At 72.2% G+C, this 25,670-nt stretch carries 25 protein-coding genes; 12 read left to right on the top strand and 13 right to left on the bottom strand.

Annotation, left to right across the window (positions count from 1 at the left end; translation table 11 throughout):
- The 6 genes from NOCJ54_RS0110250 to NOCJ54_RS0110225 form a co-directional block, all read right to left on the bottom strand.
- Positions 1–2,625 carry a DNA translocase FtsK gene (locus NOCJ54_RS0110250; RefSeq protein WP_028655434.1) on the bottom strand — a complete coding sequence of 875 codons (2,625 nt, stop codon included), beginning with the start codon at positions 2,623–2,625 and terminating at the stop codon, positions 1–3.
- Between the two features lie 165 nt (positions 2,626–2,790).
- Positions 2,791–4,476 (bottom strand): ribonuclease J, encoded by a 1,686-nt coding sequence (locus NOCJ54_RS0110245; RefSeq protein WP_028655433.1) that lies wholly within the window; start codon positions 4,474–4,476, stop codon positions 2,791–2,793.
- Positions 4,476–5,363 (bottom strand): 4-hydroxy-tetrahydrodipicolinate synthase, encoded by an 888-nt coding sequence (gene dapA, locus NOCJ54_RS0110240; RefSeq protein WP_028655432.1) that lies wholly within the window; start codon positions 5,361–5,363, stop codon positions 4,476–4,478. Before dapA ends, NOCJ54_RS0110245 begins: the two co-directional genes overlap by 1 nt.
- A gap of 138 nt (positions 5,364–5,501) precedes the next feature.
- On the bottom strand, positions 5,502–6,440 hold the full coding sequence (locus NOCJ54_RS0110235) for an LLM class F420-dependent oxidoreductase (RefSeq protein WP_028655431.1): 939 nt from the start codon (positions 6,438–6,440) through the stop codon (positions 5,502–5,504).
- 88 nt (positions 6,441–6,528) lie between these two features.
- Entirely contained in the window at positions 6,529–7,053 is a 525-nt protein-coding gene (locus NOCJ54_RS25015; RefSeq protein WP_036517464.1) for a dihydrofolate reductase, read from the bottom strand.
- Positions 7,054–7,075: 22 nt separating this feature from the next.
- A complete protein-coding gene (locus NOCJ54_RS0110225) occupies positions 7,076–7,879 on the bottom strand; it encodes a thymidylate synthase (RefSeq protein WP_028655430.1) in 804 nt (267 codons plus the stop codon).
- 269 nt (positions 7,880–8,148) lie between these two features.
- Between NOCJ54_RS0110225 and NOCJ54_RS25010 the strand changes: the two genes are divergently transcribed.
- The gene (locus tag NOCJ54_RS25010) at positions 8,149–8,742 is read left to right on the top strand and encodes a hypothetical protein (RefSeq protein ID WP_157514860.1); all 594 of its coding nucleotides are present in this window, start codon (positions 8,149–8,151) and stop codon (positions 8,740–8,742) included.
- 99 nt (positions 8,743–8,841) lie between these two features.
- Here NOCJ54_RS25010 and NOCJ54_RS0110215 read toward each other — a convergent pair whose 3' ends face one another.
- From NOCJ54_RS0110215 to gcvT, 3 genes are read right to left on the bottom strand one after another with little or no spacing between them, the layout of a single operon-like run.
- Positions 8,842–9,687, bottom strand: a complete 846-nt coding sequence (locus tag NOCJ54_RS0110215) for a PhzF family phenazine biosynthesis protein (protein ID WP_036517462.1) — start codon at positions 9,685–9,687, stop codon at positions 8,842–8,844.
- An 18-nt stretch (positions 9,688–9,705) separates the two neighbouring features.
- The gene (locus tag NOCJ54_RS0110210; RefSeq protein ID WP_051485687.1) at positions 9,706–9,963 is read right to left on the bottom strand and encodes a hypothetical protein; all 258 of its coding nucleotides are present in this window, start codon (positions 9,961–9,963) and stop codon (positions 9,706–9,708) included.
- A gap of 3 nt (positions 9,964–9,966) precedes the next feature.
- Positions 9,967–11,100: a glycine cleavage system aminomethyltransferase GcvT gene (gene gcvT, locus NOCJ54_RS0110205; RefSeq protein ID WP_028655426.1), complete on the bottom strand. Its 1,134-nt coding sequence runs from the start codon at positions 11,098–11,100 to the stop codon at positions 9,967–9,969.
- 42 nt (positions 11,101–11,142) lie between these two features.
- Here gcvT and NOCJ54_RS0110200 point away from each other — a divergent pair, with 42 nt between their 5' ends.
- A complete protein-coding gene (locus NOCJ54_RS0110200) occupies positions 11,143–12,657 on the top strand; it encodes a leucyl aminopeptidase (RefSeq protein ID WP_028655425.1) in 1,515 nt (504 codons plus the stop codon).
- Between the two features lie 30 nt (positions 12,658–12,687).
- Here the strand turns inward: NOCJ54_RS0110200 and NOCJ54_RS0110195 are convergent, their stop codons facing one another.
- Positions 12,688–13,032 carry a hypothetical protein gene (locus tag NOCJ54_RS0110195; RefSeq protein ID WP_157514858.1) on the bottom strand — a complete coding sequence of 115 codons (345 nt, stop codon included), beginning with the start codon at positions 13,030–13,032 and terminating at the stop codon, positions 12,688–12,690.
- A gap of 112 nt (positions 13,033–13,144) precedes the next feature.
- On the opposite strand from NOCJ54_RS0110195, the gene sucB reads away from it, so the two are divergent.
- Positions 13,145–15,019 (top strand): 2-oxoglutarate dehydrogenase, E2 component, dihydrolipoamide succinyltransferase, encoded by a 1,875-nt coding sequence (sucB, locus tag NOCJ54_RS0110190; protein ID WP_028655423.1) that lies wholly within the window; start codon positions 13,145–13,147, stop codon positions 15,017–15,019.
- Between the two features lie 430 nt (positions 15,020–15,449).
- Here sucB and NOCJ54_RS29865 read toward each other — a convergent pair whose 3' ends face one another.
- Positions 15,450–16,421, bottom strand: a complete 972-nt coding sequence (locus tag NOCJ54_RS29865; RefSeq protein WP_028655422.1) for a hypothetical protein — start codon at positions 16,419–16,421, stop codon at positions 15,450–15,452.
- A gap of 63 nt (positions 16,422–16,484) precedes the next feature.
- Here NOCJ54_RS29865 and NOCJ54_RS29860 point away from each other — a divergent pair, with 63 nt between their 5' ends.
- A complete protein-coding gene (locus NOCJ54_RS29860) occupies positions 16,485–17,390 on the top strand; it encodes a TIGR01777 family oxidoreductase (protein WP_051485686.1) in 906 nt (301 codons plus the stop codon).
- A 9-nt stretch (positions 17,391–17,399) separates the two neighbouring features.
- Here the strand turns inward: NOCJ54_RS29860 and NOCJ54_RS0110175 are convergent, their stop codons facing one another.
- Positions 17,400–17,954: a hypothetical protein gene (locus NOCJ54_RS0110175; protein WP_028655420.1), complete on the bottom strand. Its 555-nt coding sequence runs from the start codon at positions 17,952–17,954 to the stop codon at positions 17,400–17,402.
- Positions 17,955–18,025: 71 nt separating this feature from the next.
- Here NOCJ54_RS0110175 and lipB point away from each other — a divergent pair, with 71 nt between their 5' ends.
- The 8 genes from lipB to NOCJ54_RS24995 all read left to right on the top strand — a co-directional run bounded on the left by lipB (position 18,026) and on the right by NOCJ54_RS24995 (position 25,161).
- Positions 18,026–18,766 (top strand): lipoyl(octanoyl) transferase LipB, encoded by a 741-nt coding sequence (gene lipB / locus NOCJ54_RS0110170; protein WP_198020179.1) that lies wholly within the window; start codon positions 18,026–18,028, stop codon positions 18,764–18,766.
- Positions 18,767–18,822: 56 nt separating this feature from the next.
- Positions 18,823–19,836 (top strand): ABC transporter ATP-binding protein, encoded by a 1,014-nt coding sequence (locus NOCJ54_RS25005; protein WP_084255036.1) that lies wholly within the window; start codon positions 18,823–18,825, stop codon positions 19,834–19,836.
- The gene (locus tag NOCJ54_RS0110160) at positions 19,833–20,828 is read left to right on the top strand and encodes a hypothetical protein (protein ID WP_028655418.1); all 996 of its coding nucleotides are present in this window, start codon (positions 19,833–19,835) and stop codon (positions 20,826–20,828) included. The genes NOCJ54_RS25005 and NOCJ54_RS0110160 overlap by 4 nt, the downstream gene beginning before the upstream one ends.
- An 89-nt stretch (positions 20,829–20,917) precedes the next feature.
- Positions 20,918–21,862 carry a lipoyl synthase gene (lipA, locus tag NOCJ54_RS0110155; RefSeq protein WP_028655417.1) on the top strand — a complete coding sequence of 315 codons (945 nt, stop codon included), beginning with the start codon at positions 20,918–20,920 and terminating at the stop codon, positions 21,860–21,862.
- A 28-nt stretch (positions 21,863–21,890) separates the two neighbouring features.
- A complete protein-coding gene (locus NOCJ54_RS0110150) occupies positions 21,891–22,607 on the top strand; it encodes a DUF4191 domain-containing protein (RefSeq protein WP_028655416.1) in 717 nt (238 codons plus the stop codon).
- 108 nt (positions 22,608–22,715) lie between these two features.
- A complete protein-coding gene (locus NOCJ54_RS0110145) occupies positions 22,716–23,291 on the top strand; it encodes a DUF6318 family protein (RefSeq protein ID WP_157514856.1) in 576 nt (191 codons plus the stop codon).
- On the top strand, positions 23,288–24,016 hold the full coding sequence (locus tag NOCJ54_RS30695) for a PKD domain-containing protein (RefSeq protein WP_157514855.1): 729 nt from the start codon (positions 23,288–23,290) through the stop codon (positions 24,014–24,016). Before NOCJ54_RS0110145 ends, NOCJ54_RS30695 begins: the two co-directional genes overlap by 4 nt.
- A 188-nt stretch (positions 24,017–24,204) precedes the next feature.
- On the top strand, positions 24,205–25,161 hold the full coding sequence (locus tag NOCJ54_RS24995) for a DUF559 domain-containing protein (RefSeq protein WP_051485684.1): 957 nt from the start codon (positions 24,205–24,207) through the stop codon (positions 25,159–25,161).
- Positions 25,162–25,237: 76 nt separating this feature from the next.
- Here NOCJ54_RS24995 and NOCJ54_RS24990 read toward each other — a convergent pair whose 3' ends face one another.
- The gene (locus tag NOCJ54_RS24990) at positions 25,238–25,666 is read right to left on the bottom strand and encodes an RDD family protein (protein ID WP_036517459.1); all 429 of its coding nucleotides are present in this window, start codon (positions 25,664–25,666) and stop codon (positions 25,238–25,240) included.
- Positions 25,667–25,670: the final 4 nt, after the last annotated feature.

The raw sequence follows: 25,670 nt of genomic DNA, 5'->3' as shown, positions 1-25,670 counted from the left end.
TCACGCCTCCCCCTGGATGGTCATGATCACGGAGTCGAGTTCGTCTGGCTTGACCAGGACGTCGCGGGCCTTGGAGCCCTCGCTCGGGCCGACGACGCCGCGGCTCTCGAGGATGTCCATGAGGCGACCGGCCTTCGCGAAGCCGACGCGCAGCTTGCGCTGCAGCATCGACGTCGAGCCGAACTGGGTCGACACGACCAGCTCGATCGCCTGGACCACCAGGTCCATGTCGTCACCGATGTCGTCGTCGAGGACCTTGTTCGACGCCGCCGGGGCGGTGACGTCCTCGCGGTAGACCGGCTCGAGCTGGGTCTTGCAGTGCTTGACGACCTGCTGGATCTCCGGCTCGCTGACCCACGATCCCTGGACTCTTATGGGCTTCGACGCACCCATCGGCAGGAACAGCCCGTCACCCTGGCCGACGAGCTTCTCGGCCCCGGGGGTGTCGAGGATGACGCGGCTGTCGGCGAGGCTGGAGGTGGCGAACGCCAGTCGGGACGGGACGTTCGCCTTGATCAGGCCGGTGACGACGTCGACCGACGGACGCTGCGTGGCGAGCACCAGGTGGATGCCGGCGGCGCGGGCGAGCTGGGTGATCCGGACGATCGAGCCCTCGACGTCGCGCGGGGCGACCATCATCAGGTCGGCGAGCTCGTCGACGATGACGAGCAGGTAGGGGTACGGCGTGAGCGTGCGCTCGCTGCCCGGCGGGACCTCGACCTTGCCCTCGCGGACGGCCTTGTTGAAGTCGTTGATGTGGCGGAAGCCGAAGTTCGCCAGGTCGTCGTACCGCATGTCCATCTCGCGGCACACCCACTCGAGGGCCTCGGCGGCCTTTTTCGGGTTGGTGATGATCGGCGTGATCAGGTGCGGCACGCCCTCGTAGGCGTTCAGCTCGACCCGCTTGGGGTCGACCATGATCATCCGCACCTCGTCGGGTGTGGAGCGCATCAGCACCGAGGTGATCATCGAGTTGATGAAGCTCGACTTTCCGGAGCCGGTGGCACCGGCGACGAGCAGGTGCGGCATCTTCGCGAGGTTCGCGACGACGAAGCCGCCCTCGACGTCCTTGCCGAGGCCGGCCACCAGCGGGTGGTGGTCGTTGCGGGCGACGTTGGAGCGCAGCACGTCTCCGAGGGAGACGATCTCCTTGTCGGAGTTCGGGATCTCCACACCGACCGCGGACTTGCCGGGGATCGGGCTGAGGATGCGCACGTCCTCGGAGCCGACGGCATAGGAGATGTTGCGCTGGACGCCGAGGATCTTCTCGACCTTGACGCCCGTGCCGAGCTCGATCTCGTAGCGGGTGACCGTCGGGCCACGGGTGTAGCCGGTGACCTGGGCGTCGACGTTGAACTCGTCGAGCACGGTCTGGAGCCGTTCCACGACCTCGTCGCTGGCCTTGGAGCGGGCGCGGTGCGGGTCGCCCGGCTTGAGGGCGGAGGGGTCCGGGAGCGTGTAGACGATGTCGCCGGACAGCGCGAGCTGCTCGACGCGCTGCGGCAGGTCGGCGTGCGGCGGCGGCTCGAGGTCGCCGGTCTCGTCCGGCGTGGCGGCTGCCGCCGCGGCCTGGGCCAGTCGGCGGCCGATGAGGGCGTTGGACCCGGCCTCGGGGTCGACCGGCTCGTCGTCGGCGAGCGGCACGTCGATGGGCTCGCGCAGCTCCATCGACTCCTCGACGGACGGGTCCGGCTCGGCCTTCTTGCGGCGACGCTTCTTCGGCTCGGTGAGCACCGGCGAGTCGTACGCCGGGTCGCCCTCGCGCTCGAACACGTCGTCGAGGCGCAGGGCCTGGGTGTCGTCGCCGTCGTAGTCGTGGTGGCGGCCCAGCAGGACGTCGCCGAGCTCGCGCATCCGGTCCGGGATCCGGTAGAGAGGCGTCGCGGTGATCACCAGCACGCCGAAGAACGCCAGCAGCGCGAGCAGCCCGACCACGACCGCCGGCGAGCGGAGCAGGTCGAGCAGGAGCGCCGAGACGACGTACCCGACGGCGCCGCCGCCGTCGCGGAGCGCGGTGGTGTCACCCTGGACCGGCTCGGGGGTGCCGTTGGCGATGTGGACGATGCCGAGCAGGCCGAACGAGAACGCCGTCCAGCCGATGACCTGGCGACCCACCGGGCCGTTGCCGATCGGGTCGCGCATGACCCGGCCACCGGCGAGCAGGACGAGCAGCGGGACGAACCAGCCGATCTTGCCGACCGTGCCGGAGACCGCAGCGCGGGTGAAGTCCATGACGCCGCCGGGGACCTCGAACCAGACAGCGGCGGCGATGATGAGGGCGACCCCGCAGAGCAGGAGGCCGAAGCCGTCGCGGCGCTGCTCCGGCTCGATCTCGCGCGCGCCGTGGCCGATGCCACGCGTGACCGCGCCGACCATGTGGGCGAAGGCGAGCCAGAGGGCGACCACACCCCGGCCGAGCGCCGTGAAGGTGCGGAAGACCGGCCCGGGACCACTGCGGACGGCACGGGGTGCCGGCCGCCGGGCCGAGCTCGACTTCTTGGCCGGTGGCTTCTTCTTGGAGGTCGTACTACGGGATCGCGAGCTGGTCGTCTTCTTCGCGCCCGAGCGTGAGGAAGAGGTGGTCCTGCTGCGCGACGCCGTCGGGGAAGACGTACGGGTCGCCATGCTCACAACCTACCCACAAGTCCCATGTGTCACAGGGACAACACGCGCGGGGGTGCGGCGGGTGTGGTGTTTCACCACCTGGGTGGTGAAACCCCCCGGATCAGGCCCCTGATTTCGTGTGCTCAGTCGTAGTTTCACCACCCAGGTGGTGAAACCCCACCCGCCTCACGCCTCGACGACCACCGGGATGATCATCGGCCGCCGCTTGTGGGTGTTGCTGACCCAGCGGCCGATGGTGCGGCGCACGACCTGCTGGAGCTGGTAGGTGTCGGTGCTGCCCTCGTCGAGCGCGCGGTTGACGGCATCCACGATCGGCTGCTTGATCGCCTCGAAGTCCGAGTCGGCCCAGGCGTGGCCTCGGGCGTGGATCTCGGGGCCGGCGGAGACCTTGCCGGCGACGGAGTCGACGACCACGATCACCGAGACGAAGCCCTCCTCGCCGAGGATCCGGCGGTCCTTGAGCTCGGACTCGGTGACGTCGCCGACGGACTGGCCGTCGACGAACACGTAGCCGCACTCGACCTTGCCGACGACCTTCGCGACGCCGTCGACGAGGTCGACCACCACGCCGTCCTCGGCGTAGACGACGTTCTCGACGCCGGTCTGGCGGGCGAGGTCGCCGTTGGCGAGCATGTGCCGGACCTCGCCGTGCACGGGGAGCACGTTGCGCGGGCGGACGATGTTGTAGCAGTAGAGCAGCTCGCCGGCGCTGGCATGGCCGCTGACGTGCACGAGCGCGTTGCCCTTGTGCACGACGCGGGCGCCGAGGCGGGCCAGGCCGTTGATCACGCGGTAGACGGCGTTCTCGTTGCCCGGGATCAGGCTGGAGGCGAGGACGACGGTGTCGCCCTCCTCGAGGTGCACGAAGTTGTGGTTGCGCTGCGCGATCCGGGCCAGCGCGCTCAGCGGCTCGCCCTGTGACCCGGTGGAGATCAGCACCTGGCGCTCGGGGGCGAGCTCGGCGAGCTCCTTGGCCTCGACCATGACGCCCGGCGGGACCTTGAGGTAGCCCAGGTCGCGGGCGATCGCCATGTTGCGCACCATCGAGCGGCCGACGTACGCCACCTTGCGGTTGTGCTTGACCGCGGCGTCGAGGACCTGCTGGACGCGGTGCACGTGGGAGGCGAAGCAGGCGACGATGATCCGCTGGTCCGACTCGGCGAAGGCCTGCTCGAGCACCGGGGTGATCTTGCGCTCGGCGGTGGTGAAGCCGGGGACCTCGGCGTTGGTGGAGTCGGTGAGGAAGAGGTCGACGCCCTCCTCCCCCAGCCGCGCGAACGCGCGCAGGTCGGTGATCCGGCCGTCGAGCGGCAGCTGGTCCATCTTGAAGTCACCGGTGTGCAGCACGAGGCCGGCGCCGGTGCGGATCGCGACCGCGAGCGCGTCCGGGATGGAGTGGTTGACGGCGACGAACTCCAGGTCGAAGGGACCGAAGGAGATCCGGTCGCCCTCCTTGACCGTGTAGAACGGCGTCTGGCGCAGGCGGTGCTCGCGCAGCTTGGAGTTGACCAGCGCGAGGGTGAGCTCGGAGCCGACCAGCGGGATGTCCTGCCGCTCGCGCAGGAGGTACGGCGTCGCGCCGATGTGGTCCTCGTGGCCGTGGGTCAGCACCAGCGCCTCGACGGCGTCGAGCCGGTCCCGGATCGCAGCGAAGTCCGGCAGGATCAGGTCGACGCCCGGCTGGTGGTCGTCGGGGAAGAGCACGCCGCAGTCGACGATGAGCAGCCGACCGTCGTACTCGAAGACCGTCATGTTGCGGCCGACCTCGCCGAGGCCACCGAGCGGGATCACCCGCAGGCCGTTGGCGGGCAGCTCCGGCGGGGCGGACAGCTCGGGGTGCGGGTGCGACATCAGAGGAGGCCCGCCGCCTCGAGGCCTGCGCGGAGGTCGGCGACCTCCGCGTCGTCGAGCTCCAGCAACGGCGACCTGACGTGCCGGTTGGCCAGCACGCCGAGCAGCTGCATGGCGGCCTTGGCGGTCGTGGCGCCGTAGTTCGGCACGGCCATCACGGCCTCGAAGGCCGGGACCAGCGAGGTGTGGATGCGCAACGCCTCGGCGTGGTCGCCCCGCTGGAAGGCCTCGATCATCGCGCGCAGTTGCTTGCCGGCGACGTGGCCGACGACCGACACGACACCGACCGCGCCGTAGGCGAGGTAGCCGAGCGTGTTCACGTCGTCACCGGAGTAGACGCTGAAGCCGAGGTCGACCAGCTGCGCGGTGCGCGCCAGGTCGCCGGTGGCCTCCTTGACCGCCACGACGGTCTCCCAGTCGGCGACGGCGCGGTAGGTCGACAGGTCGATCTTGGTGCCGGTACGCCCCGGGACGTCGTAGAGCATGACCGGGACGTCGGAGGCCGCGACGACCTGGCGGAAGTGGTTGAGCACGCCCGCCTGGCTCGGCTTGTTGTAGTAGGGCGTCACCAGCAGCAGGCAGTCGGCGCCGACCTTCGCGGCCTGCTCGGCCAGCTCGACGGAGTGCCGGGTGTCGTTGGTGCCGACGCCGGCCACGACCTTGGCCCGGTCGCCCACGGCGTCCTTGACCGCGGCGAGGGTCTCGCCGTCCTCGGCGCCCGTGGTGGTCGGCGACTCGCCGGTGGTGCCGGTGACGACGATGCCGTCGTTGCCGTTGTCGACGAGGTACTTGGCGACCTTCTGCACCCCGTCCAGGTCGACGGAGCCGTCCTCCTGGAACGGCGTGACCATCGCTGTCAGCACGGTGCCGAAGGGTGCAGAAGTCATGTCGGCAAGCCTATCGCCAAGCCGCCGGATGACCGCGTCGCCGCCCCCGCCGAGTCGGTCACGTCCCGGTCACGGCACCCGTCACGACACCGGCCACGGCACCCGTCGGCACCGCTCACGGCACCTGGCACGTCCTGCTCAGACGTGCGGCATGACCTCCGCGGCCACCAGCCGCAGGTGGTCGAGGTCGGACAGGTCGAGGACCTGCAGGTAGATCCGCTGGCTGCCCAGCGCCTCGAACCGCTTGATCTTTTCCACGACCTCCTCCGGCGTGCCGGCGAGGCCGTTGAGGCGCAGCTCGTCGACCTCACGGCCGATCGCGGCGGCCCGGCGCGCGATGGTCGCCTCGTCCTCGCCGACGCAGAGGACCAGCGCGTTCGACCAGGTGATGTCCTGCGGGTCGCGGCCGATCTCCTCCGCCGCGCGGCGCACCCGTCCGAACTGCAGACCGGTGAACTCCTCGTCGACGAAGGGCAGGTTGAACTCGTCGGCGAACGCCGCGGCCAGCGCCGGCGTCTTGCGGGCCCCCTTGCCACCGATGAGCAGCGGTACGCCGCCGCGGTGGCCGCCGTCCTGAGCCGGCTTCGGCAGGGCCGGGCTGTCGGAGAGCTGGTAGTGCTTGCCGGCGTACTCGTAGCGCTCCCCCACCGGCGTGGTCCACAGCCCGGTGATCAGCTCGAGCTGCTCGGCGTAGCGCTCGAAGCGCTCGCCGGTGTCCGGGAAGGGGATGCCGTAGGCGGTGTGCTCGGCCTCGAACCAGCCTGCGCCGAGGCCGAGCTCGACGCGGCCGCCGCTCATCTGGTCGACCTGCGCGACCTGGATGGCGAGCACGCCCGGGTAACGGAAGGTGGCGCTGGTCATCAGCGTGCCCAGCCGGATGGTGGAGGTGTCGCGCGCCAGGCCGGCCAGCGTCGTCCACGCGTCGGTGGAGCCGGGCAGCCCGTCACCGCCCATGTGCAGGTAGTGGTCGCTGCGGAAGAAGGCGCCGAAGCCCAGCTTCTCGGCCTCGAGCGCGACGGCCAGGAGGTCGTCGTAGGTCGCACCCTGCTGCGGTTCGGTGAAGACGCGGAGCTCCATGGAGACACCTTGGCAGGACCGACCAAGGCGCCGCCAGAAGGGGTGGCCGGACAAGGGCCGGACTGTGACGCCTGTCGCGACGCCGCCGCTAGGCCGTGCCGCCGCAGGCGAAGACCCGCTCCCACCACACGACGGTGAAGCCGTCGCGGGGCTCGCGGCGCACCTCGCGCCAGCGCCTCGGGCTGAAGGCCGGGTAGTGGGTGTCGCCCTCCGGGGAGAGCGGGACCTCGGAGATGACCTGCTCGTCGGCGTACGGCATCGCAGCGTCGTAGACCGCTGCTCCCCCGCCGATCATCACCTGCCGGTCGGCCGGCTGGTCGGCGAGGATCCGGTCGGCGAGCTCGAGCGCCTCGGTGATCGAGTGGGCGACCTCCACCCCCTCGGCGGCGTACGACGGGTCGCGGGTCAGCACGATCGTCGTGCGCCCGGGCAGCGGCCGGCCGATGCCCTCGTGGGTGGTGCGGCCGAGCACGAGGACGTGCCCCATCGTGGTCGCCTTGAAGTGCTGGAAGTCCTCGGGGATCTTCCACGGGATGTCGGCGTCGGCGCCGATCACGCCGTTCTCGGCGACCGCGGCCACCATCGTGACCCGCCGCCCGGCAGGGGTGCTCATCTGTGCTGGACCGACTCTCGACCTAGACCGCGATCGGGGCCTTGATGGCGGGGTGGGGGTCGTAGCCCTCGACGCTGATGTCCTCGAGCTCGAAGGCGTCGATCTCGGTGACGTCGGGGTTGAGCAGCAGCCTCGGCAGCGGCCGCGGCTCGCGGGTCAGCTGGAGGCGCGCCTGCTCGAGGTGGTTGGCGTAGAGGTGCGCGTCACCGAGCGTGTGCACGAGCTCGCCGACCTGCAGCCCGGTCACCTGGGCGACCATGTGGGTGAGCAGGGCGTAGGAGGCGATGTTGAACGGCACGCCGAGGAAGACGTCGGCCGAGCGCTGGTAGAGCTGGCAGCTGAGCCGGCCTCCGTCCCGCGGGTCGACGTAGAACTGGAAGAGGCTGTGGCACGGCGGCAGCGCCATGTCGTCGACCTGGGTGGGGTTCCACGCCGAGACGATGTGGCGGCGGCTGTCGGGGTTGGTGCGGACCTGCTCGATCACCCGCGCGAGCTGGTCGATGTGCCCGCCGTCGGGGGTCGGCCACGAGCGCCACTGGGCGCCGTACACCGGGCCGAGGTCGCCGTTCTCGTCGGCCCACTCGTCCCAGATCGTGATGCCGCGCTCCTGCAGCCAGCGCACGTTGGTGTCACCGCGCAGGAACCACAGCAGCTCGCCGAACACCGAGCGCGTGTGGATCTTCTTCGTGGTGACCAGCGGGAAGCCGGCGGTGAGGTCGAACCGCATCTGGTGGCCGAACACGCTGAGCGTCCCGGTGCCGGTCCGGTCGCCCTTCTGCGTGCCCTCGTCGAGGATCCGCTGGACGAGGTCGAGGTACGCGCGCACGGGCTCAGGCTAGTCGGCCTCCGTGCGCCCCGGGGACACCCGTCCCGCGGACCGTGACGAGGGTGCGCGACGACAGCGGCGCCGCCGCCCCGGGGCGCGCCGTCGTCGGCCGCCCCGCAGGCCCTGTGACGTCCGCTACCGCCCCCGCGGGAGGCACCGGCCACCCATCGGATCCGAGGACGAAAACCGCGCGTGACCGGGGGGGGGGGGGGGGCTCGCGTGCCACGATCTGCCGGCCCACAGCCCCCGACGCAACGAGAAGGACATCCATGGCTCCCTCCATCCGTTCCCGAGTCACCGCAGGTGCAGGAGCGCTCGCCCTCGCCGGCGCCGCCCTCAGCATGACCGCCGCCCCCGCCTTCGCCGACCACGGCGCGTCCCCGTCGGACAGCACCGCGAGCTGCGCCGAGGCCGGCGGCAGCTTCGCCGACCTCGGCGACGGCGTGACGACCTGCACGGTGGTCACCACCGCGACCCGGGACGTCGACGGGCTCCACCCGACCCGGAAGTGGACCGTCGAGCTCACCGACACCACCACGACCGTCTACACGACCACCGTCACCGAGGTGTGGGTCGAGGACGGCACCTTCTGCCAGAACCCCGGCGGCCAGAACCTCCCCCACGACGCGTGGAACCCGGAGACGCCCGGGACGGGCAACCCGAACTGCGTCGAGGCCTACCAGAACGGTGGCACCCAGCCCGGCACCCCCGGCTTCACGATCGTGGCGGCCGGCCACTGGGACGTCACCGTGACGCACGACGAGTCGTCGGAGACCACCACGGAGCGGACCGGCTGCTGGAACCACGGCAACCAGCCGGTGGACCTCGCTCACCAGTTCTGCCAGGTCACGGGCGTCGCCTGACCCCACCGGTCACGCCGGACCACAGCGGAGGAGCCCGCACCCACCCCGGGTGCGGGCTCTTCCCGTGTCATCGCCCCGGCCCGGGCGCGCGGTGCGTCCTCAGAGACGCACGGAGCCGCTGATCGTGGTGAGGGTGTCGCCGCCGACCCAGATGGTGCCGTCGTCCGCGGTCTCGACGTGCACGCGGCCGCGACGCCCCAGGACGGTCCCCTGGGACGCGACGTACGACGACGGGAGGGCCTCGCCGGCCAGCCACTGCGCCAGCGCCGCGTTGAGCGAGCCGGTGACCGGGTCCTCGGTGATCCCGGTGTCGTGGGGCAGGAAGGCGCGCACCTCGACAGCGGCCGGGCCGCCGTCGTCGTAGGGACCGACGACGCCGATGCGCTCGCGCAGCGCGACGAAGTCGGGGCGCAGCGCGAGCACGGCCTCGGCGGAGGCCAGCCGCATCCCGATCCAGCCCGGCCCGTTGTCGCACCACGCGACGTCGAGGACGTCGGAGCGGTCCAGGCCCAGCGCGGCGGCGGCTGCGACGACCCGCTCCTCCTCGACCGGCCCGGAGCGCAGCAGGTCCGGGGCAGCGAAGGCGAGGCGTCCGCCCTCGGTGCGCAGTCGCACCAGCCCGACGCCGCACTCCTGGACGACGTGCTCCCCCGAGGGAACGCCACCGGCCTCGCGCCACGCGTGGGCGGAGCCGAGGGTCGGGTGGCCGGCGAAAGGCAGCTCCTCGCTCGGGGTGAAGATCCGCAGGCGGTAGTCGGCCGACGGGTCCGTCGGCGGCAGCAGGAAGGTCGTCTCCGAGAGGTTGGTCCAGCGCGCGAACGCCGCCATCTGCTCGTCGGTGAGCCCCTGCGCGTCGTGCACCACGGCGACCGGGTTGCCGAGCATCGGCTCGGCGGTGAAGACGTCGACCTGCCGGAACGGCCTGGCTCCTGCGTCGCTGCCCATCAGCTCACGCCCATCAGCTCACGCCGAGAGCGACATCGGGCCGTAGACCTCGCGGTCGGCCTCGAAGAGGGTCACCTGGGCGACGCCGGCGTCCGCCAGCTCGGGCCAGGTCTCGCCGATCCACGACTCCGCGTCGCCCTGGCTGGGGAAGGTCTGGGCGGCGAGGTCGCCGGTGACGGACACCTCGGCGCCGGAGGCGTCCTCGAGGCGCCAGCGCCACGGCTGCTCGGCAGGCGGGCGGAACGGGGACACACCGGGCTGGTCGGGAAGGTTCATTGCTCAATCCTGCCGGACGGACGGCTGGACGAACGGGGGCTTGGTGACCTGGAAGACCTCGGGCCGGCCGCGGACGTCGACCATCACCTCGGCGCCGTCGTCGACCGCCGTCGCCACGAGGGCGAGCGCGATGCCCTTGCGCAGCGTGGGCGAGAAGGTGCCCGAGGTGACCTCACCGAGCGGCACGTCGCGCAGCAGCCGGACGCTCATGTGCGGGCGCGGGATGGCACGACCGGTGGAGACCAGGCCGACCAGGCGGCGCCGCGGGCCGGACTCGCGCTCGGCGAGGACCTTGTCGCGGCCCCAGAAGGCCTCCTTCTTCCAGCCCACGGCCCAACCCAGGCGCGCCTCGTTGGGCGTGATGTCGGGCGAGATGTCCTGTCCGTGCAGCGGGTAGCCCATCTCGGTGCGCAGCGTGTCCCGGGCGCCGAGGCCGGCGGGCACCAGGCCGTGCGGCTCCCCCGCGGCCATCAGGGCGTCCCAGAGCGCCGGGGCGAACGAGGAGGGCGCGATCAGCTCGTAGCCGCGCTCGCCGGTGTAGCCGGTGCGGCAGACGATCACCCGCGCGTCGGGGTCGGCGTCACCGTCCCCGGCCTCCCACGGCGCCTCGACGAAGGTGAGGTAGTCGTGCCCGACCGGCAGCCCGACGGCGGCGACGACCTCGTCGGCCTTCGTGCCCTGGATCGCGAGCACGACGTAGTCGCGGTGGTGGTCGACGACCTCGACACCTTCCGGCGCGGCGGCGACCAGGCGGCGTCGTACCTCCTCGTTGTTGGAGGCGTTCGGGACGACCAGGACGTGCTCGTCGTCGCGGTAGTAGGTGAAGACGTCGTCGACGATCCCGCCGGTCTCGTCGTCGAGGACGAGGCTGTACTGCGCCCGGCCGGGTCCGATCCGGTGCAGGTCGTTGGACAGCGTCGAGTTGAGGAACTCCACGGCGCCCGGGCCGCGCACCACGAGCTTGCCGAGGTGGCTGACGTCGAAGATGCCGACGCCGGAGCGCACCGCGGTGTGCTCCTTGACCACGCCGGTGGGGTACTCCAGCGGCATCAGCCAGCCGCCGAACTCCGAGAACTTCGCGCCCAGCGCCTCGTGACGGTCGTGGAGCGGGGACTGCAAGGGGGTCGCGTCGGCCATGCGTCGGAATCTATTGCATGACCCGGTCGATATCCTGCGCCGGTGACGACCTTCGCGCTCCGCTCGGCCAGCCCCGCCAAGACCAGGGCGGAGGCCGTCGTGGTCGGGGTGCTCCCCGACGGCGGCCTGGCCGCGGGCGCCGAGGACGTGGCAGCGGCGTACGGCCGCAAGCTGAGCGGCCTGCTCGCCACGCTCGGGGTCAAGGGCCGGCCCGGCGACGTCGCCAAGGTGCCGACGCACGGGACCATCTCCTCACCGCTGCTGGTGCTGGTCGGGCTGGGCGACCCGGTCGGGCCCGACGACACGGTCGACGCCGCCGCGGTACGACGAGCGGCGGGCAACGCCGCCCGGGCGATCACCAACGCCGCCTCGGTCGCGCTGGCCCTGCCGGCGGACACGCCCGAGCTGGTGCGCGCCGTGGTCGAGGGCTACCGGCTCGGCGGCTACTCGTTCACGTCGTACAAGTCCAAGCCGGGCACGCCGACGGACCCCGCCGAGGTCGTGGTGCTGTCCCCCGTCGCCCGGCGCTCCGAGGTCGCCTCGGCACTCGAGCCGGCGCAGGTGGTCGTCGACGCCGTCGTCGCCACCCGCGACTGGGTCAACACGCCGCCCGCCGACCTGACCCCGCCGAAGTTCGCAGACGCGATCGCCGCCGCGGTGAAGGCGGCCAACAAGGGCCTGCCCGCCGGCGGCAGGGTGAAGGCGACCGTCCTCGACGAAAAGCGTCTGGCCGAGCTCGGCTGCGGCGGCATCCTCGCCGTCGGCTCGGGTTCGGCCGAGCCCCCGCGGCTGGTGGAGCTGGAGTACCGCCCCAAGGACGCGGTCGCCCACGTCGCGCTCGTCGGCAAGGGCATCACCTTCGACTCCGGCGGCCTGTGGATCAAGCCGGCCGCCAGCATGGGCACGATGAAGGAGGACATGGCCGGCGCCGCCGCCGTCGTGCAGGCCACCCTCGCCGCCGCCCGGCTCGGCCTCCCGGTGCGGGTCTCCGCCTACGCCGCACTCGCCGAGAACATGATCGGCGAGGCCGCGATGCGTCCCGGCGACGTGCTGACCACCTACGACGGCACCACCGTCGAGGTCTCCAACACCGACGCCGAGGGCCGGCTGGTGCTGGCCGACGCCCTCGGCCGCGCGGTGGAGGCCGGCCCCGACGTGGTGGTCGACATCGCCACGCTCACCGGCCACATGGTGCTCGCGCTGGGCGACCGGATGGCCGGGGTGCTCGGCGACGACGCCGTGGTCGAGGAGGTGCTGTCCGCGGGCCGCGCCGCGGGCGAGGACGCCTGGCCGATGCCGATCCCGGACTTCTTCGACTCCCGCATCCGCAGCAGCACGGTCGCCGACCTGGCGCAGTACGACGGCATCCGCTGGGGTGGTGGCATCTTCGCCGCGGCCTTCCTGCGCGAGTTCACCGGCGGGCTGCCCTGGGCGCACCTCGACATCGCCGGACCGACCTTCAACAAGGGCGGCGCGAACGGCCACCTCGTCCCCGGCGCGACCGGCTACGGCGTGGCGACGCTCGTCGAGCTGCTGCGGGCGCGCGCCGAGGCCTGAGCCTCGACCGGTCCGCCCGGCGCGGCAGGCTCAGAGGTCGCGGCGGAGCTGCTCCTTCTGCGCCTTGCGCACCCGGGAGTTGTAGTCGCGCATCCGCTGCGGCACGCCGACCACCGCGGCGTCGTACGACGGCACCTGGTGGCGGTTGCAGAAGTCGTGGGCCCACTTCACCGACGGCACCCGCCGGCGGGTCCACTCCCCGTCGTGGGCGACGAGCAGCAGGGTGACCTCGCTGACCGCCGTACGCGGCTCCACGAAGCCCTCGACGCCGCGTCGCTCCTGCACCCACGTGCGCAGGTGGTCCTCGTCGGTGCGGTCGGAGGCACGCACCCGGGTCGATCCCGTGCGCGCCGCGTCCGGCGCGGGGTTACTCATGCGTACCCCGGATCGGCGCCGGAAGCGGTCGAACAAACCCATGCGACTAGTTTGCCCGAACCACGGGTGACCCGTTGCGAGTTGCCTCCACCGAAGTGCAAGGATGGCTCCCATGGCGACCGAAGTCACTCTCCCCGCGCTCGGTGAGTCCGTCACCGAAGGCACCGTCACCCGCTGGCTCAAGCAAGTCGGCGACCAGATCGCTGTCGACGAGCCACTGCTCGAGGTCAGCACCGACAAGGTGGACACGGAGATCCCGTCCCCCGTTGCCGGCACGCTGATCGAGATCCGCGCGAACGAGGACGACACGGTCGAGATCGGCGCCGTGCTCGCGGTCGTCGGCGACGCCGACGAGGGCTCCGGCGGCTCGTCCGACGAGGCCCCTGCGGAGGAGGCGGCGGAGGAGCCTGCTGAGGAGCCCGCCCAGGAGGAGCCCGCCCAGGAGGAGCCGGCCCAGGCCGAGCCCGAGCAGCCGGCGGCGTCCGGTGACTCTGGTGGCTCGGGTGGCTCGGGTGGCTCGGGCGGCTCGGGTGGCTCGGGTGGCGGTTCCGGTACGCCGGTCACGCTGCCCGCGCTGGGCGAGTCGGTCACCGAGGGCACGGTCACCCGCTGGCTCAAGCAGGTCGGTGACGAGGTCGCCATGGACGAGCCGCTGCTCGAGGTGAGCACCGACAAGGTCGACACCGAGATCCCGTCGCCGGTCGCCGGCACGCTGCTCGAGATCAAGGCCGAGGAGGACGAGACCGTCGAGGTCGGTGCCGAGCTCGCCATCATCGGCTCCGGCTCCCCCGCGTCGTCCGGCTCGTCCGACTCCGGCTCGTCCGACTCGGCCCCGGCCGAGGAGGCGAAGCAGGAGGCCGCCCCGGAGCCGCAGGCCGAGGAGGAGCCCGAGCCCGCCGAGGAGCCGGCCGAGGAGAAGCCCGAGCCGGTCGACAACGCCCCGGCCCCGGCCGACGACCAGGCCGCCCCCGCCCAGACCGCATCGGCCGAGCCGTCGTCCAGCCCCTCGCCCGCCGTCGCACAGGCCGCTGCCGCCTCGACCGGCGAGGAGGGCCCCGGCTACGTGACCCCGCTGGTCCGCAAGCTCGCCGCCCAGCACGGCGTCGACCTGTCGACCGTGAAGGGCTCCGGCGTCGGTGGCCGGATCCGCAAGCAGGACGTCCTCGACGCCGCGGCCGCCGCCAAGTCGAGCGCCCCGGCCGGATCGGCCCCCGCCGCCCCGGCCTCGTCCGGCTCGAAGGCGCCGGCCCCCGCCGCGAGCTCGAGCCCGTCGCCGCTGCGCGGCCAGACCGTGAAGGTCACCCGCCTGCGCAAGATCATCGCCGAGCGGATGGTGGAGTCCCTGCAGGTCTCCGCCCAGCTCACCCAGGTGGTCGAGATCGACGTCACGAACATCGCCCGGCTGCGGGAGAACATCAAGGAGGAGTTCCTGGCGCGTGAGGGCGTCAAGCTCACCTACCTGCCGTTCTTCACCAAGGCCGCGATCGACACGCTCAAGCAGCACCCGGCCCTGAACGCGACCCTCGACCTCGACGAGGGCACGATCACCTACAACGACCGCGAGAACGTCGCCTTCGCGGTCGACACCGAGAAGGGCCTGCTCACGCCGGTCGTCAAGGACGCCGGTGACCTGTCGATCTCGGGCCTGGCCCGCAAGATCGCCGACGTCGCCGAGCGGACCCGCACCAACAAGATCGGCCCCGACGAGCTGTCCGGCGGCACCTTCACGATCACCAACCTGGGCAGCTTCGGCGCCCTGTGGGACACCCCGATCATCAACCAGCCGCAGGTCGCCATCCTCGGCCCCGGTGCCGTGGTCAAGCGTCCCGTGGTGATCGACGACGAGGACCTCGGCGAGACCATCGCCGTGCGCCACATGGTCTACTTCGCGCTCACCTACGACCACCGCGTGGTCGACGGCGCGGACGCCGGCCGCTTCCTGCGGGACCTGAAGGCCCGCCTGGAGTCCGGCCAGTTCGAGGTCTGACCCACCGGTCGACGACGCCCCCGCCGCAGTCTGCGGCGGGGGCGTCTCGCTTTTCCGGGGCGAGCGGGCGGGCGTCGTACTCCGTGGCCGGTTCCTGGACCTGGTGGCTGCTGCAGAGGTCAACAAGCTCGGGAATCACCTCCGAGGCGGTGATTCCTGCGACCCGTGGGACGGATGGGACGTGCCCGGCCGACGCGAGCCGGCAGCCGGCTCTCCACCGGGACTTGGTGGCCGCTTCCTGGACTTCGTGGCCGATGCAAGAGCCAACGAGTTCGGGAATCACCACTGGAGCGGTGATTCCTGTGACGCGTGGGACTCCCCACCCGACCCACCACCCGCCGGACTTCCTGACCGTTCCTCGCACTTCCTGACCGTTGCACCGGTCAGGAAGCGAGGGAATCACCGCTGAAGAGGCGATTCCCACCCCCGGTCAGTGGCCGAGCAGCCGCATCGTCCCGCGGTAGGACACTGTGACCTCCTGGCCACCGATGCTGACCGTCGAGCTGCCCCTCAGCCTGGTGTCGGCGTCCACCGGGGAGATCCGGTCGGGACGTCCCGTGATCGTGCCGCTGCCGCGCGCGGTGGACTCCACGATCTCGCCGCCGCCGGCAGCGGGGCCGGGGGTGGCTCCCTGCTCGACCTCGACCTCGACGGTGTAGCCGTCGTCGGTCAGACGGGTGAGGTCGTAGGTGGAGGTGACGATCATCGTCGCGCCGCCGACCTGCACGGTGGTCTCGGCGCGCCAGCGGGCGCCGGCGCCGACCTCCTCGCCGGGGAACGGCACGGAGGTGGCGAAGGCCTGCGAGGCGATGTTGTCGAGGAGCCGCGCGACCAGGGCGGGCGCGTCGTCCCCGAGATCGAGGGCGGTGGAGCGGGGGACGCCGTCGCGTCCGTAGACGACGTGGGCGGTCGTACCGGCGACCAGGTCGAGGGCCGGTCCCACCACCGCCTCCGCGCCCGGCGGCACGTCGCCCGGTCCGAGGGTGGGCTTGCCGTAGACGACGTCGGCGGTGACCGTCGTGCCGTCGGCCGCCGTGACGGTGGTCGTCCACGGGATGGCCACCGGGACGGTCGTCCTCCCGGACCCGAGGTCCATCGTCAGCCGCAGCTGCGCGGAGGACTTCTCCGAGTGGCCCTGCCCGACCGTCAGCTCGAGCACCCGCCGGGGCTCGCTGCCGGGGGCGAGCAGCTCGACGCCCGACCCGGCCGGCGCCGGGGAGTCCGCGCTGGCGTCGTCCCCCGGCGTGGCGGTGGCGCTCGCCGTGGGCGAACCGTCTGCACCCACCGGGCGGGAGCCCTGCTCCGGCTCGGGGTCGTCGCTGCAGCCCGCGAGTGCGAGCGCGGCAACGGCGGCGACGGCGAACCTGGCGGTCCTGGCGGTACGACGGCGGGGGTCGGTCACGGGTTCTCCTCCTCGGGGGGCCACAGGGTGTCATGCCCTTCCCCCGGCTGGCACGCTGTGCCCGTGACCTCCGAGCGCCTGTCCGTCGTCGTGGCCGGTTCGTCCGGCTTCCTGGGCCGCCACCTCGTTGCCGAGCTGCGCGAGCGCGGCCACCGCGTCACCGCGCTGGTGCGTCGTCCCGCGGAGGCGGGCGAGTCGACCTGGGACCCGCAGGGCGGCGAGGTCGACACCGACCTGGTCCAGGGCGCGGACGTGGTGGTCAACCTCGCCGGCGCGCCGCTGGTGGGCAACGTGCACTCGAAGCAGTGGGCGAAGGACGTGCGCTCCAGCCGGGTCGCCACCACCAGCCTGCTGGGCGCGACCATCGCTGCGGCCCCCTCGCCGCCCGCGCTGGTCAACGCCTCCGGCGTCGCGTGGTACGGCGACCACGGGTCCGCCGAGCTCACCGAGGCCTCTGACACCCGCGGCCACGCGTTCCTCACCCGGGTGAGCCGCGAGTGGGAGGCCGCCACCCGGCCCGCCGCGGACGCCGGGGCCCGCGTCGTCCTGCTGCGCACCTCCCCGGTGCAGGACCGGAGCAACCCGCCGTTGCAGGCCCAGCGGTTGCAGTTCCTCGCCGGGCTCGGCGGGCGGATCGGCAGCGGGAAGCAGTACTACCCGCTGGTCTCGCTGCGCGACTGGGTCGGTGCGGCGAGCTTCCTGGTCGAGCACCCGACCGCGTCGGGCCCGGCGAACCTGTGCGCCCCGTCGACCCCGACCAACGTCGAGTTCACCGCCACCCTCGCGCGCCTGCTGCACCGCCCCGCGCTCCTCCCGGTCCCCGCGGCCGCGATCAGGGTCGCCGCCGGCAAGATGGCGCCCGAGGTGCTCGGCTCGCTCAACCTCCGTCCGCAGGCGTTGCTCGACCTCGGCTTCGAGTTCGCGGACCGCGACGTCGAGGCCGTGCTGCGCACCGGCCTCGGGCACTGAGCGCTGGCCCTAGTCCGGTCCCGCCAGCTCCACCACCGACGCCAGTCGCCACTCCCCGCCGACCCGGCGGAAGTCCAGGCGGCGCCGGCTCGCCGAGTCGCGCGGCAGCACCCGGCGCTGCCGGTCCGGGCCGACCGCCTCGGCCCCCACGAGCCGGTCGGTGACGACCAGCACCAGCCTCCGGTCGGTTCGCCGGTGCAGCTCCACCGCGAGCACCTGCATCGCCATGCCCTCGACCCGCAGCCCCCGGGCGGCCCAGCGCCGGAGCATGCCGACGTCCGCCCGGCCCGCCGCCGAGTCACGCGTGTAGAGCCGGCGCAGCGCGCCCGGGTCCCCCGCCGCCCACGCCGCTGCCCGGGCCCGGTCCCACTCGCGCAGCACGGCCAGCGAGCCCACGGCGCGCACCACGCTGACGTCGCGCGCGCCCGGCGCCACCACCGCGACGGGTCCCGCGGCCGTCGTACGGCCGGGCTGGGGGCGGGTCGCGAGCACGACCAGCCCGGCAGCGAGCAGCAGGACGACCGTCGTACCGACGATGACCGCGCGTGCGCCCCGGATCCGCATGCCCCGATCCTGCGCCTTCCGGCGTCGACGTGCGTCCGGTCGTCCACAGGCCCCGGAGTAGGGTGACGGACGTGACGCTGGACTTCCGGGAGATCGGGTTCGGGCCCGAGGCGATCGACTACATGGCGGCGTGGGACCTGCAGCGCGAGCTGCACCAGGAGGTCGTCGACGGCTCGGAGACCCAGCCCGTGCTGCTGCTCGAGCACCCGCCGGTGTTCACGGCCGGACGGCGCACCAAGCCGCAGGACCGGCCGGTCGACCCCGGCGGCGCGCCCGTCATCGACGTCGACCGGGGCGGGGAGATCACCTTCCACGGACCCGGGCAGCTCGTGGGCTACCCCATCGTCCGCCTGCCCGACCACGTCAAGGTCGTCGACTACGTGCGCCGCGTCGAGGAGGCCCTGATCGCGGTCTGCGCCGACTTCGGCGTCACCAGCGCCCGCGTCCCGGGCCGCAGCGGCGTGTGGCTCAGGGCCGACGACCGCGGCCCCGAGCGCAAGATCGCCGCGATCGGCATCCGGGTGCGCCGCGGCGTGACCATGCACGGCTTCTCGCTCAACTGCGACGTCGACCTCGGCTGGTTCGACCGGTTCGTGCCGTGCGGCATCTCCGACGCCGGCGTCACCTCGCTCTCCCACGAGCTCGGCCGCGACGTCCCCGTCACCGAGGTGCTCGCCCCGGTGCGCCACCACCTCGCCGACCTCCTGGCGTGGGGGCCGTACGTCGCGACGCCGGACTACGAGCCGCGTCCGGACCCCGCGAAGTCGCACGCCTCTTCCGGCGTGGCGGTGCTGTCCTACCCCGCCCGCTGACCCCATACTCGGTATCCATCGGTCGTGGGCCGGTGTGACCGAGAGTGGAGTACCGGATGAGCGACCTCGTCATCGAGACGCGCGGCCTGCGCAAGGAGTTCCGCAGCCTGCGCGGCGGCGTGCGGGTCGCGGTCCAGGACCTCGACCTCGCGGTGCCCGCGGGCGGCGGGGTCCACGGCTTCCTGGGGCCCAACGGCTCCGGCAAGACCACCACCATCCGGATGCTGCTCGGCCTGTCCCGGCCCTCCGGCGGCACCATGCGGCTGTTCGGCGAGGCCGTGCCGGAGCGGCTGCCGCACGTGATCGGCCGGGTCGGCGCCGTCGTGGAGTCCCCCAAGTTCTCCCCCAACTTCAGCGGCCGGCTCAACCTCGAGCTGCTCGCCGACGCGATCGGCGCCCCGCGCTCTCGGGTGGACCAGGCCATCGAGACGGTGCAGCTGACCGGGCGCGACAAGGACCGCTACAAGTCCTACTCGCTCGGCATGAAGCAGCGGATCGCGATCGCGGCGACCCTGCTCAAGGACCCGGCCCTGCTGATCCTCGACGAGCCGACCAACGGCCTCGACCCGGCGGGCATCCGCGAGATCCGCGAGACCATCCGCGGCCTCGGGCAGGCCGGGGTGACCGTGCTGCTGAGCTCGCACATCCTCGCCGAGGTCCAGCAGGTGTGCACGTCGGCGACGATCATCGGCAACGGCCGCATGCTCGCCTCCGGCCGCGTCGACGACCTGCTCGGCACGACCACCGTGCACCGCGCCGTGGTGCCCGACCCGGCCCGCGCCGCCGAGGTGCTCGGGCGCGCCGGGCTGGCCGCGTCGGTCGACGGCGACGGCGTCCGCGTCGAGACCGAGGACGCCGCGCAGGTCACCCGGGTGCTCGGCGAGGCCGGCATCTGGTTGAGCGTACTGGCCAACGAGCGGCCCGACCTCGAGACCGTCTTCCTCGAGCTCACCCGGTCCGAGCAGCTCGGCGGCGGCCCGGCAGGCGTCCCGCCCACGGCACCACCCGCGCCACCACCGGGACCGGCCCCTGCCGTCCGTCCCGACGGCCCGGCGGGAGGTGCCGCATGACCCGGCTGCTCCGCGTCGAGCTCCGTCGCTACCTGCACCGGCGCGCCGTCGTACTGCTGCTGGCGGGGTGCCTCGCCGCACCCGTGCTGATCGGGGTGTCCACCTGGTTCGACACCCGACCGGCCTCCGACGCCGAGATCGCGTCCGCACAGGCCGAGGTCGAGCGCGCGAAGGCCGACGGCGAGTACCGCCAGGCGGTCGACGACTGCGTCGCCAATCCCATGGACTGGGGCATCACCGCGCGCGACGAGAACGCCGTGCGTGAGGAGTGCCGGGCCCAGAACGAGCCGCAGCTGGACTGGTTCCTCTACAGCCCCGAGCTGGACCTCGACGAGCAGCAGAGCCAGTCCGGGGTCGCGGTGGCCTCGCTCCTGGCGATCCTGCTGCTGCTCGCCGGCACGACCTTCACCGGGCACGACTGGAACAGCGGGTCGGTGAGCAACCAGCTGCTCTTCGAGCCGCGCCGGCCCCGTGTCTGGACCGCCAAGGCGGTCGTCGTCACGGGTGTCGCCCTCGTCGTCGCAGCCGTGGTCATGACGGCGTACTGGTCCGGCCTCGCCGCCGTCGCCGAGGCCCGTGGGGTGCTCCGGGCAGGGCAGCTGGCCGACGCCTTCCAGATGGGCTGGCGCAGCGCCGGGGTCGCGGCGACCGCCGCCCTGCTCGGCTATGCGCTGACCATGCTCTTCCGCAGCACCGTCGCGACGATCGGCGTCCTGCTCGGCGCCTCCGTCGCCGGCAGCCTGGTGCTGCTGGCGCTCGGGTTCGACGAGCGGTGGAACCCCGGCATCAACATCGCTGCGCTGATCGACAACGGCGCCACCTACTACTCCGACGAGGCCTGCGAGGCAGTGAGCGAGGAGGGGGCGTACGTCGACTACGGTCCGTGCGAGGCAGAGGTGACCTTCACCGACGCCTCGCTCTACACGGGCTCGTTCCTCCTGCTCTCCGGGGTGGCGTCCTTCGCCTCCTTCCGGCGCCGCGACGTCCCCTGAACCGGCGCCTGGACCTGGGCCGCCGAGGGGCTACTGGCCGGTCGCTCCGCGATGCCGGGGGCACATGGCCCCCGGAGTAGGCTGACCGGGTGACTGCTGCACCCGAGGGACGCAAGCTTCTCCGGCTGGAGGTCCGCAACGCGGAGACCCCGATCGAGCGGAAGCCTTCCTGGATCAAGACCCGCGCCAAGATGGGCCCGGAGTACACCGCGCTGCAGAAGCTGGTGAAGTCCGAGGGCCTGCACACGGTGTGCCAGGAGGCCGGCTGCCCGAACATCTTCGAGTGCTGGGAGGACCGCGAGGCGACCTTCCTCATCGGCGGCGACCAGTGCACCCGCCGCTGCGACTTCTGCCAGATCGACACCGGCAAGCCGCAGCCGCTCGACCGCGACGAGCCGCGCCGCGTCGCCGAGTCCGTGCAGCAGATGGAGCTGAAGTACGCCACCATCACCGGCGTCGCCCGTGACGACCTGCCCGACGGTGGCGCCTGGCTGTACGCCGAGACCGTCCGCGCGATCCACGAGCTCAACCCCGGCACCGGCGTCGAGAACCTCATCCCCGACTTCAACGGCCGCCCCGAGCTGCTGCAGGAGGTCTTCGAGTCGCGGCCCGAGGTGCTCGCGCACAACGTCGAGACCGTCCCGCGGATCTTCAAGCGGATCCGTCCGGCGTTCCGCTACGAGCGCTCCCTCGACGTGCTCACCCAGGCCCGCGCGTTCGGTCTGGTCACGAAGTCGAACCTGATCCTGGGCATGGGCGAGACCCGCGAGGAGGTCTCCCAGGCCCTGCGCGACCTGCACGAAGCGGGTTGCGAGCTGGTGACCATCACCCAGTACCTGCGCCCCTCCCCCCGGCACCACCCCGTCGAGCGGTGGGTCAAGCCCGAGGAGTTCGTCGAGCTCGCCACCGAGGCGGAGGAGATCGGATTCGCGGGTGTCCTCTCGGGACCGCTGGTCCGTTCGTCGTACCGCGCCGGTCGTCTGTATCGTCAGGCGATGGCCGCGCGCGACGCGCGCGCCGAAGCCACCGCCTGAGTCCCGCCCGAGGAGAACGCAGCACCCCATGTCGAACACGCCCCTCGACCCCTCCAAGATGAGCCGTCGCCGGCAGATCCTCGAGACCTACCGGATGACGCGGGAGGTCGACCCGTCGATCCGCTGGTGGCTGCTCGGCACCTTCGTCCTCGCCGCCGGCCTCGGCATGGCGCTGTTCCGGTTCGTGCTGCCGGCCAACGACGGCGTCTTCTCCTGGATCCTCTCCAGCATCGCCAGCTTCCTCATCGGCCTGTTCGCGCTGCTCATCGTCTTCGGTCGTCGCGCCCAGAAGGCGGCGTTCGCCCGCCTCGAGGGCCAGCTCGGCGCCGCCGCCCGCGCGCTCACCCTGCTGCGCCGCGGCTGGGTCATCGACGAGGTCGTCGGCTTCACCAAGCAGCAGGACATGGTCCACCGGGTCGTCGGCCCGCCCGGCATCGTCCTGGTCGCCGAGGGCAACGCCAGCCGCGTCCGCCAGCTCCTCATCAGCGAGCACAAGAAGCACGAGCGGGTCGTCGGTGAGTACCCCGTCCACGACGTGCTCGTCGGCAACGACGAGGGCCAGGTGCCGATCAAGAGCCTCGTCAAGCACGTCCGCAAGCTCGGCCGCCAGGTCAAGCCCGCCGACGTCACCGAGATCCGCCAGCGCCTGCGCGCCCTCGACGCCCAGCGCCCCAAGGCCCCCATCCCGCGGGGCCCGGTGCCGACCTCGATGAAGGGCATGCGCGGCAACCTCCGCGGCCGCTGAGCACTTCTCCACAGCCTGCCGCCTCCCGGTGGCGGCACTCGCCCGGATCGGGTTAGCGTCGTGCACGCGTCCCCGGTCCGGGCGCAGTCGTTTTCTCGGGAGGACCCCATGCGCCCGCTCCGCGCCCTGGCAGCGACCGCCGTCGCCCTCGCCCTGCTGGCGGGCTGCTCCGACGACGACCCCGCCCCCACCAAGCCCTCGTCGACGCCCACCGAGAGCCACTCGCCCACCGCCTCCCCCACCCCAAAGACTCCCGAGGAGCCCACGCTGCCCGACGCGGCGACCAGGGCGACCGAGGCCGGAGCGCGGGCGTTCATCACGTACTACTGGGACCTGATCAACTACGCGCAGGTCACCGGGGACGTGAAGGCGCTGAAGCGGGTATCGGGGCCAGGTTGCAACGGCTGCGATATCGGCATCTCCGCGGTGTCGGACCATTACGCCAGAGGTGGACACATCGAAGGCGGCGACTATGCGGTCTCGATCGTCAAGATCAACCAGCTGAAAGATCCGAATCTGGAGGCGCTCGCCTTCGAGGCGAAGTTGAGAGCCCGCAATGAGCCACAGGTCATCACGCACGGAGACGGAGCCGAGGAGCGGCACAAAGCCGGGCAATCGACCGCGCTTGTAGCCGTGCTGTGGACCGACAAGGGCTGGCGGCTCGAGGCGATGGAGATCCAATGAAACGCTGGTCGATGCTGCTGGCCGTATCGCTGCTCGCAGTGGTTTCGCCCGCATCCGCCGATGACTCCAATGCCGGCACGACTGACACTGGCTTCTGGTCGGACCGTATCCATGACGAGCAGAGCACGCAGTCCGGCGCCAAAGCGTCACCGGTCGGGGAAGAGCCCGACTCGCCCGCTCCAATCGCACTCGGAGACGGCGCTTGCGCCGGCGCTGAGGTGGTGGAGGGCGAGTTCCTCAATGCGACGTTCTGCCAGCAATACCGCGAGCCAGGTACCCCGGCCCTCACCACCGGACACGTCCGCCGCGCCTTCGCCGAGCTGAAGCTCCCCGCCGGCGAGATGGTGGTCCAGCCGCCCGACGGCCTGACCCTGGTCAACTTCGACACGAACTTCTACACGACGACAATCGAGCCGATCACCCGCACCGTCAGGCTCCTCGGNCGCCGGGTCACCCTCGAGGCCACACCGAGCCGCTACACCTGGACCTTCGGNGACGGGCAATCACTCACCACNACCGACCCCGGCGCGCCGTACCCCCGCCTCACCATCACCCACAACTACCTGCGCACCGGCACCTACCGCCCCACACTGGCCACCACCTACACCGGCCGCTTCCGTGTCGGCAACGTCCCCTGGCGCCAGATCCCCGGCACCGTCACCATCGACGGCACCGGCCAACCGCTCCGCGCCATCGAGGCCGAACCCAAGCTCGTCAGCTACTGACCGAAACGGCTGGTAGGCGAGACGTCATGCGAAGGGTGGGCTGTAGCCCTCGGAACGAATGACGTCCGCAGGTCGGCCCGCTCCGACCCGGCCAGTCGTGATCCACAGGCACCGAAACGCGGCACGGCTGTCCACAGGTCACACTCCGGCACGGCTCCGTCGTCACCCTCACGCGTGATCCTCAGGCGATGACCACGCCCAACACAGCGCGTCGCCGCCTGGCCGACGCCTCCGACCCTCGCAGCCACTGGATCGCCGGCCTCGCCCAGGAGCAGGGAGGCGTGCTGTCACGTCGTCAGCTGTACGAGCTCGGCGTCACGCGCTGGGAGGTCAGGGCGCACGTGCGGGCAGAGCGCTGGCAGCCGATCGGCGACCAGACGGTCGCGGTCCACACCGGCCCGTTGTCGTTGCAGGGGCACCTCTGGGCTGCCGTCCTCCAGGGTGGTCCGCGCGCACAGCTCGACGGAGCGGCGTCGCTCGTCGCTTCCGGCCTGAAGCGATTCGAGCTGGACCGGATCCGCGTGTCCGTGCCGCGCGGAGCCCGGGTGCGACGGACGACCGCCTACGACATCCGGCAGACCCGCCGCTGGTCGGCCGCCGACCTCGCACCGGGTGGCATCCCGCGCACCCGGGCCGCGGTGGCCGCGGTCCGAGGGGCGCTCTGGGCACGCAGCGACAGGCAGGCGGCCTACCTGCTGACGCTCGCCGTCCAGCAGGGCCTGGCGACGCCCGACCAGATCGGGGCCGAGGCCCTGCGGGTCCGGCGCGACAGGCGGCGTCCGCTCGTCCACGCGGTCGTCAACGACCTCCTCGACGGCGCCCGTGCCCTGGGCGAGCTCGACATCGTCCGGGAGCTTCGGCGCCGAGGCCTCCCGGCACCAGAGCGACAGGCCCTCCGGAAGGACCGGCGGGGGCGCTACTACCTCGACCTCTACTGGCCGGAGCACGGCCTGGTCGTCGAGATCGACGGCATCCACCACACCTGGGTCGAGAACGTCGTCGGCGACGCCCTGCGCCAGAACGCGCTCGTCCTCGACGGCGATCGCGTGCTCCGGCTGCCCTTGCTCGGCCTCCGCCTCCAGCCCGACGAGTTCTTCGCACAGATCGCCGTCGCGCTCGGGATCGCTGGCCGACAGGTCGCGTGACCGCGGGACGTCATGCGCTCCGTGGGCTAGAGCCCACTCTTCGTATGACGTCCTGCCGCACGAGAGCAGCCGGACGTCACTTCACCAGGGTGCGCAGGGTGGCGAAGGTGACGGTCGAGGTGCCGGCAAAGAGGTCGTGCAGGCCGCGGCCGTCGGAGCGGAAGACCAGGGGCGGGACGACGAGGGCGACCAGCACCTGGCGGCCGAAGGCCTTGACCGGGTTGAGGCGGCGGAGCCGGCCGTCGGCGGGGACGACGCACAGGCCGGTGAGCAGCTTGCCGACCGATCCCCCGGCCAGCCAGGTCAGCAGGGCCGACTCGACGACGTACACGGGCAGCACCACAACGGAGGCCACGGAGCCGGTCGTCGTGTACTCCTCGAGCCCGAACACCGCGACCACGGCGAGCGTGCAGATCAGCCAGTCGACGAGCAGCGCGAGGATCCGGCGACCCCACGAAGCGGTCTCGAAGGTCGGCGCGGGGGTCCGGTAGGTCGGCGAGGGCACGGCG

The organism is Nocardioides sp. J54, from assembly GCF_000519005.1.
Lineage (GTDB): Bacteria > Actinomycetota > Actinomycetes > Propionibacteriales > Nocardioidaceae > Nocardioides.
Note: the sequence above shows the minus strand (reverse complement) of the source record. Positions and strands in the feature narration are given on the sequence as shown.

Bases quoted from the DNA above. Each gene is read 5' to 3' on its own strand.
- NOCJ54_RS0110250 (WP_028655434.1), bottom strand. From the start codon at position 2,625: ATGGCGACCCGTACGTCTTCCCCGACGGCGTCGCGCAGCAGGACCACC.
- NOCJ54_RS0110245 (WP_028655433.1), bottom strand. From the start codon at position 4,476: ATGTCGCACCCGCACCCCGAGCTGTCCGCCCCGCCGGAGCTGCCCGCC.
- dapA (WP_028655432.1), bottom strand. From the start codon at position 5,363: ATGACTTCTGCACCCTTCGGCACCGTGCTGACAGCGATGGTCACGCCG.
- NOCJ54_RS0110235 (WP_028655431.1), bottom strand. From the start codon at position 6,440: ATGGAGCTCCGCGTCTTCACCGAACCGCAGCAGGGTGCGACCTACGAC.
- NOCJ54_RS25015 (WP_036517464.1), bottom strand. From the start codon at position 7,053: ATGAGCACCCCTGCCGGGCGGCGGGTCACGATGGTGGCCGCGGTCGCC.
- NOCJ54_RS25010 (WP_157514860.1), top strand. From the start codon at position 8,149: ATGGCTCCCTCCATCCGTTCCCGAGTCACCGCAGGTGCAGGAGCGCTC.
- NOCJ54_RS0110215 (WP_036517462.1), bottom strand. From the start codon at position 9,687: ATGGGCAGCGACGCAGGAGCCAGGCCGTTCCGGCAGGTCGACGTCTTC.
- NOCJ54_RS0110210 (WP_051485687.1), bottom strand. From the start codon at position 9,963: ATGAACCTTCCCGACCAGCCCGGTGTGTCCCCGTTCCGCCCGCCTGCC.
- gcvT (WP_028655426.1), bottom strand. From the start codon at position 11,100: ATGGCCGACGCGACCCCCTTGCAGTCCCCGCTCCACGACCGTCACGAG.
- NOCJ54_RS0110195 (WP_157514858.1), bottom strand. From the start codon at position 13,032: ATGAGTAACCCCGCGCCGGACGCGGCGCGCACGGGATCGACCCGGGTG.
- sucB (WP_028655423.1), top strand. From the start codon at position 13,145: ATGGCGACCGAAGTCACTCTCCCCGCGCTCGGTGAGTCCGTCACCGAA.
- NOCJ54_RS0110175 (WP_028655420.1), bottom strand. From the start codon at position 17,954: ATGCGGATCCGGGGCGCACGCGCGGTCATCGTCGGTACGACGGTCGTC.
- NOCJ54_RS25005 (WP_084255036.1), top strand. From the start codon at position 18,823: ATGAGCGACCTCGTCATCGAGACGCGCGGCCTGCGCAAGGAGTTCCGC.
- NOCJ54_RS0110160 (WP_028655418.1), top strand. From the start codon at position 19,833: ATGACCCGGCTGCTCCGCGTCGAGCTCCGTCGCTACCTGCACCGGCGC.
- NOCJ54_RS0110150 (WP_028655416.1), top strand. From the start codon at position 21,891: ATGTCGAACACGCCCCTCGACCCCTCCAAGATGAGCCGTCGCCGGCAG.
- NOCJ54_RS0110145 (WP_157514856.1), top strand. From the start codon at position 22,716: ATGCGCCCGCTCCGCGCCCTGGCAGCGACCGCCGTCGCCCTCGCCCTG.
- NOCJ54_RS24995 (WP_051485684.1), top strand. From the start codon at position 24,205: ATGACCACGCCCAACACAGCGCGTCGCCGCCTGGCCGACGCCTCCGAC.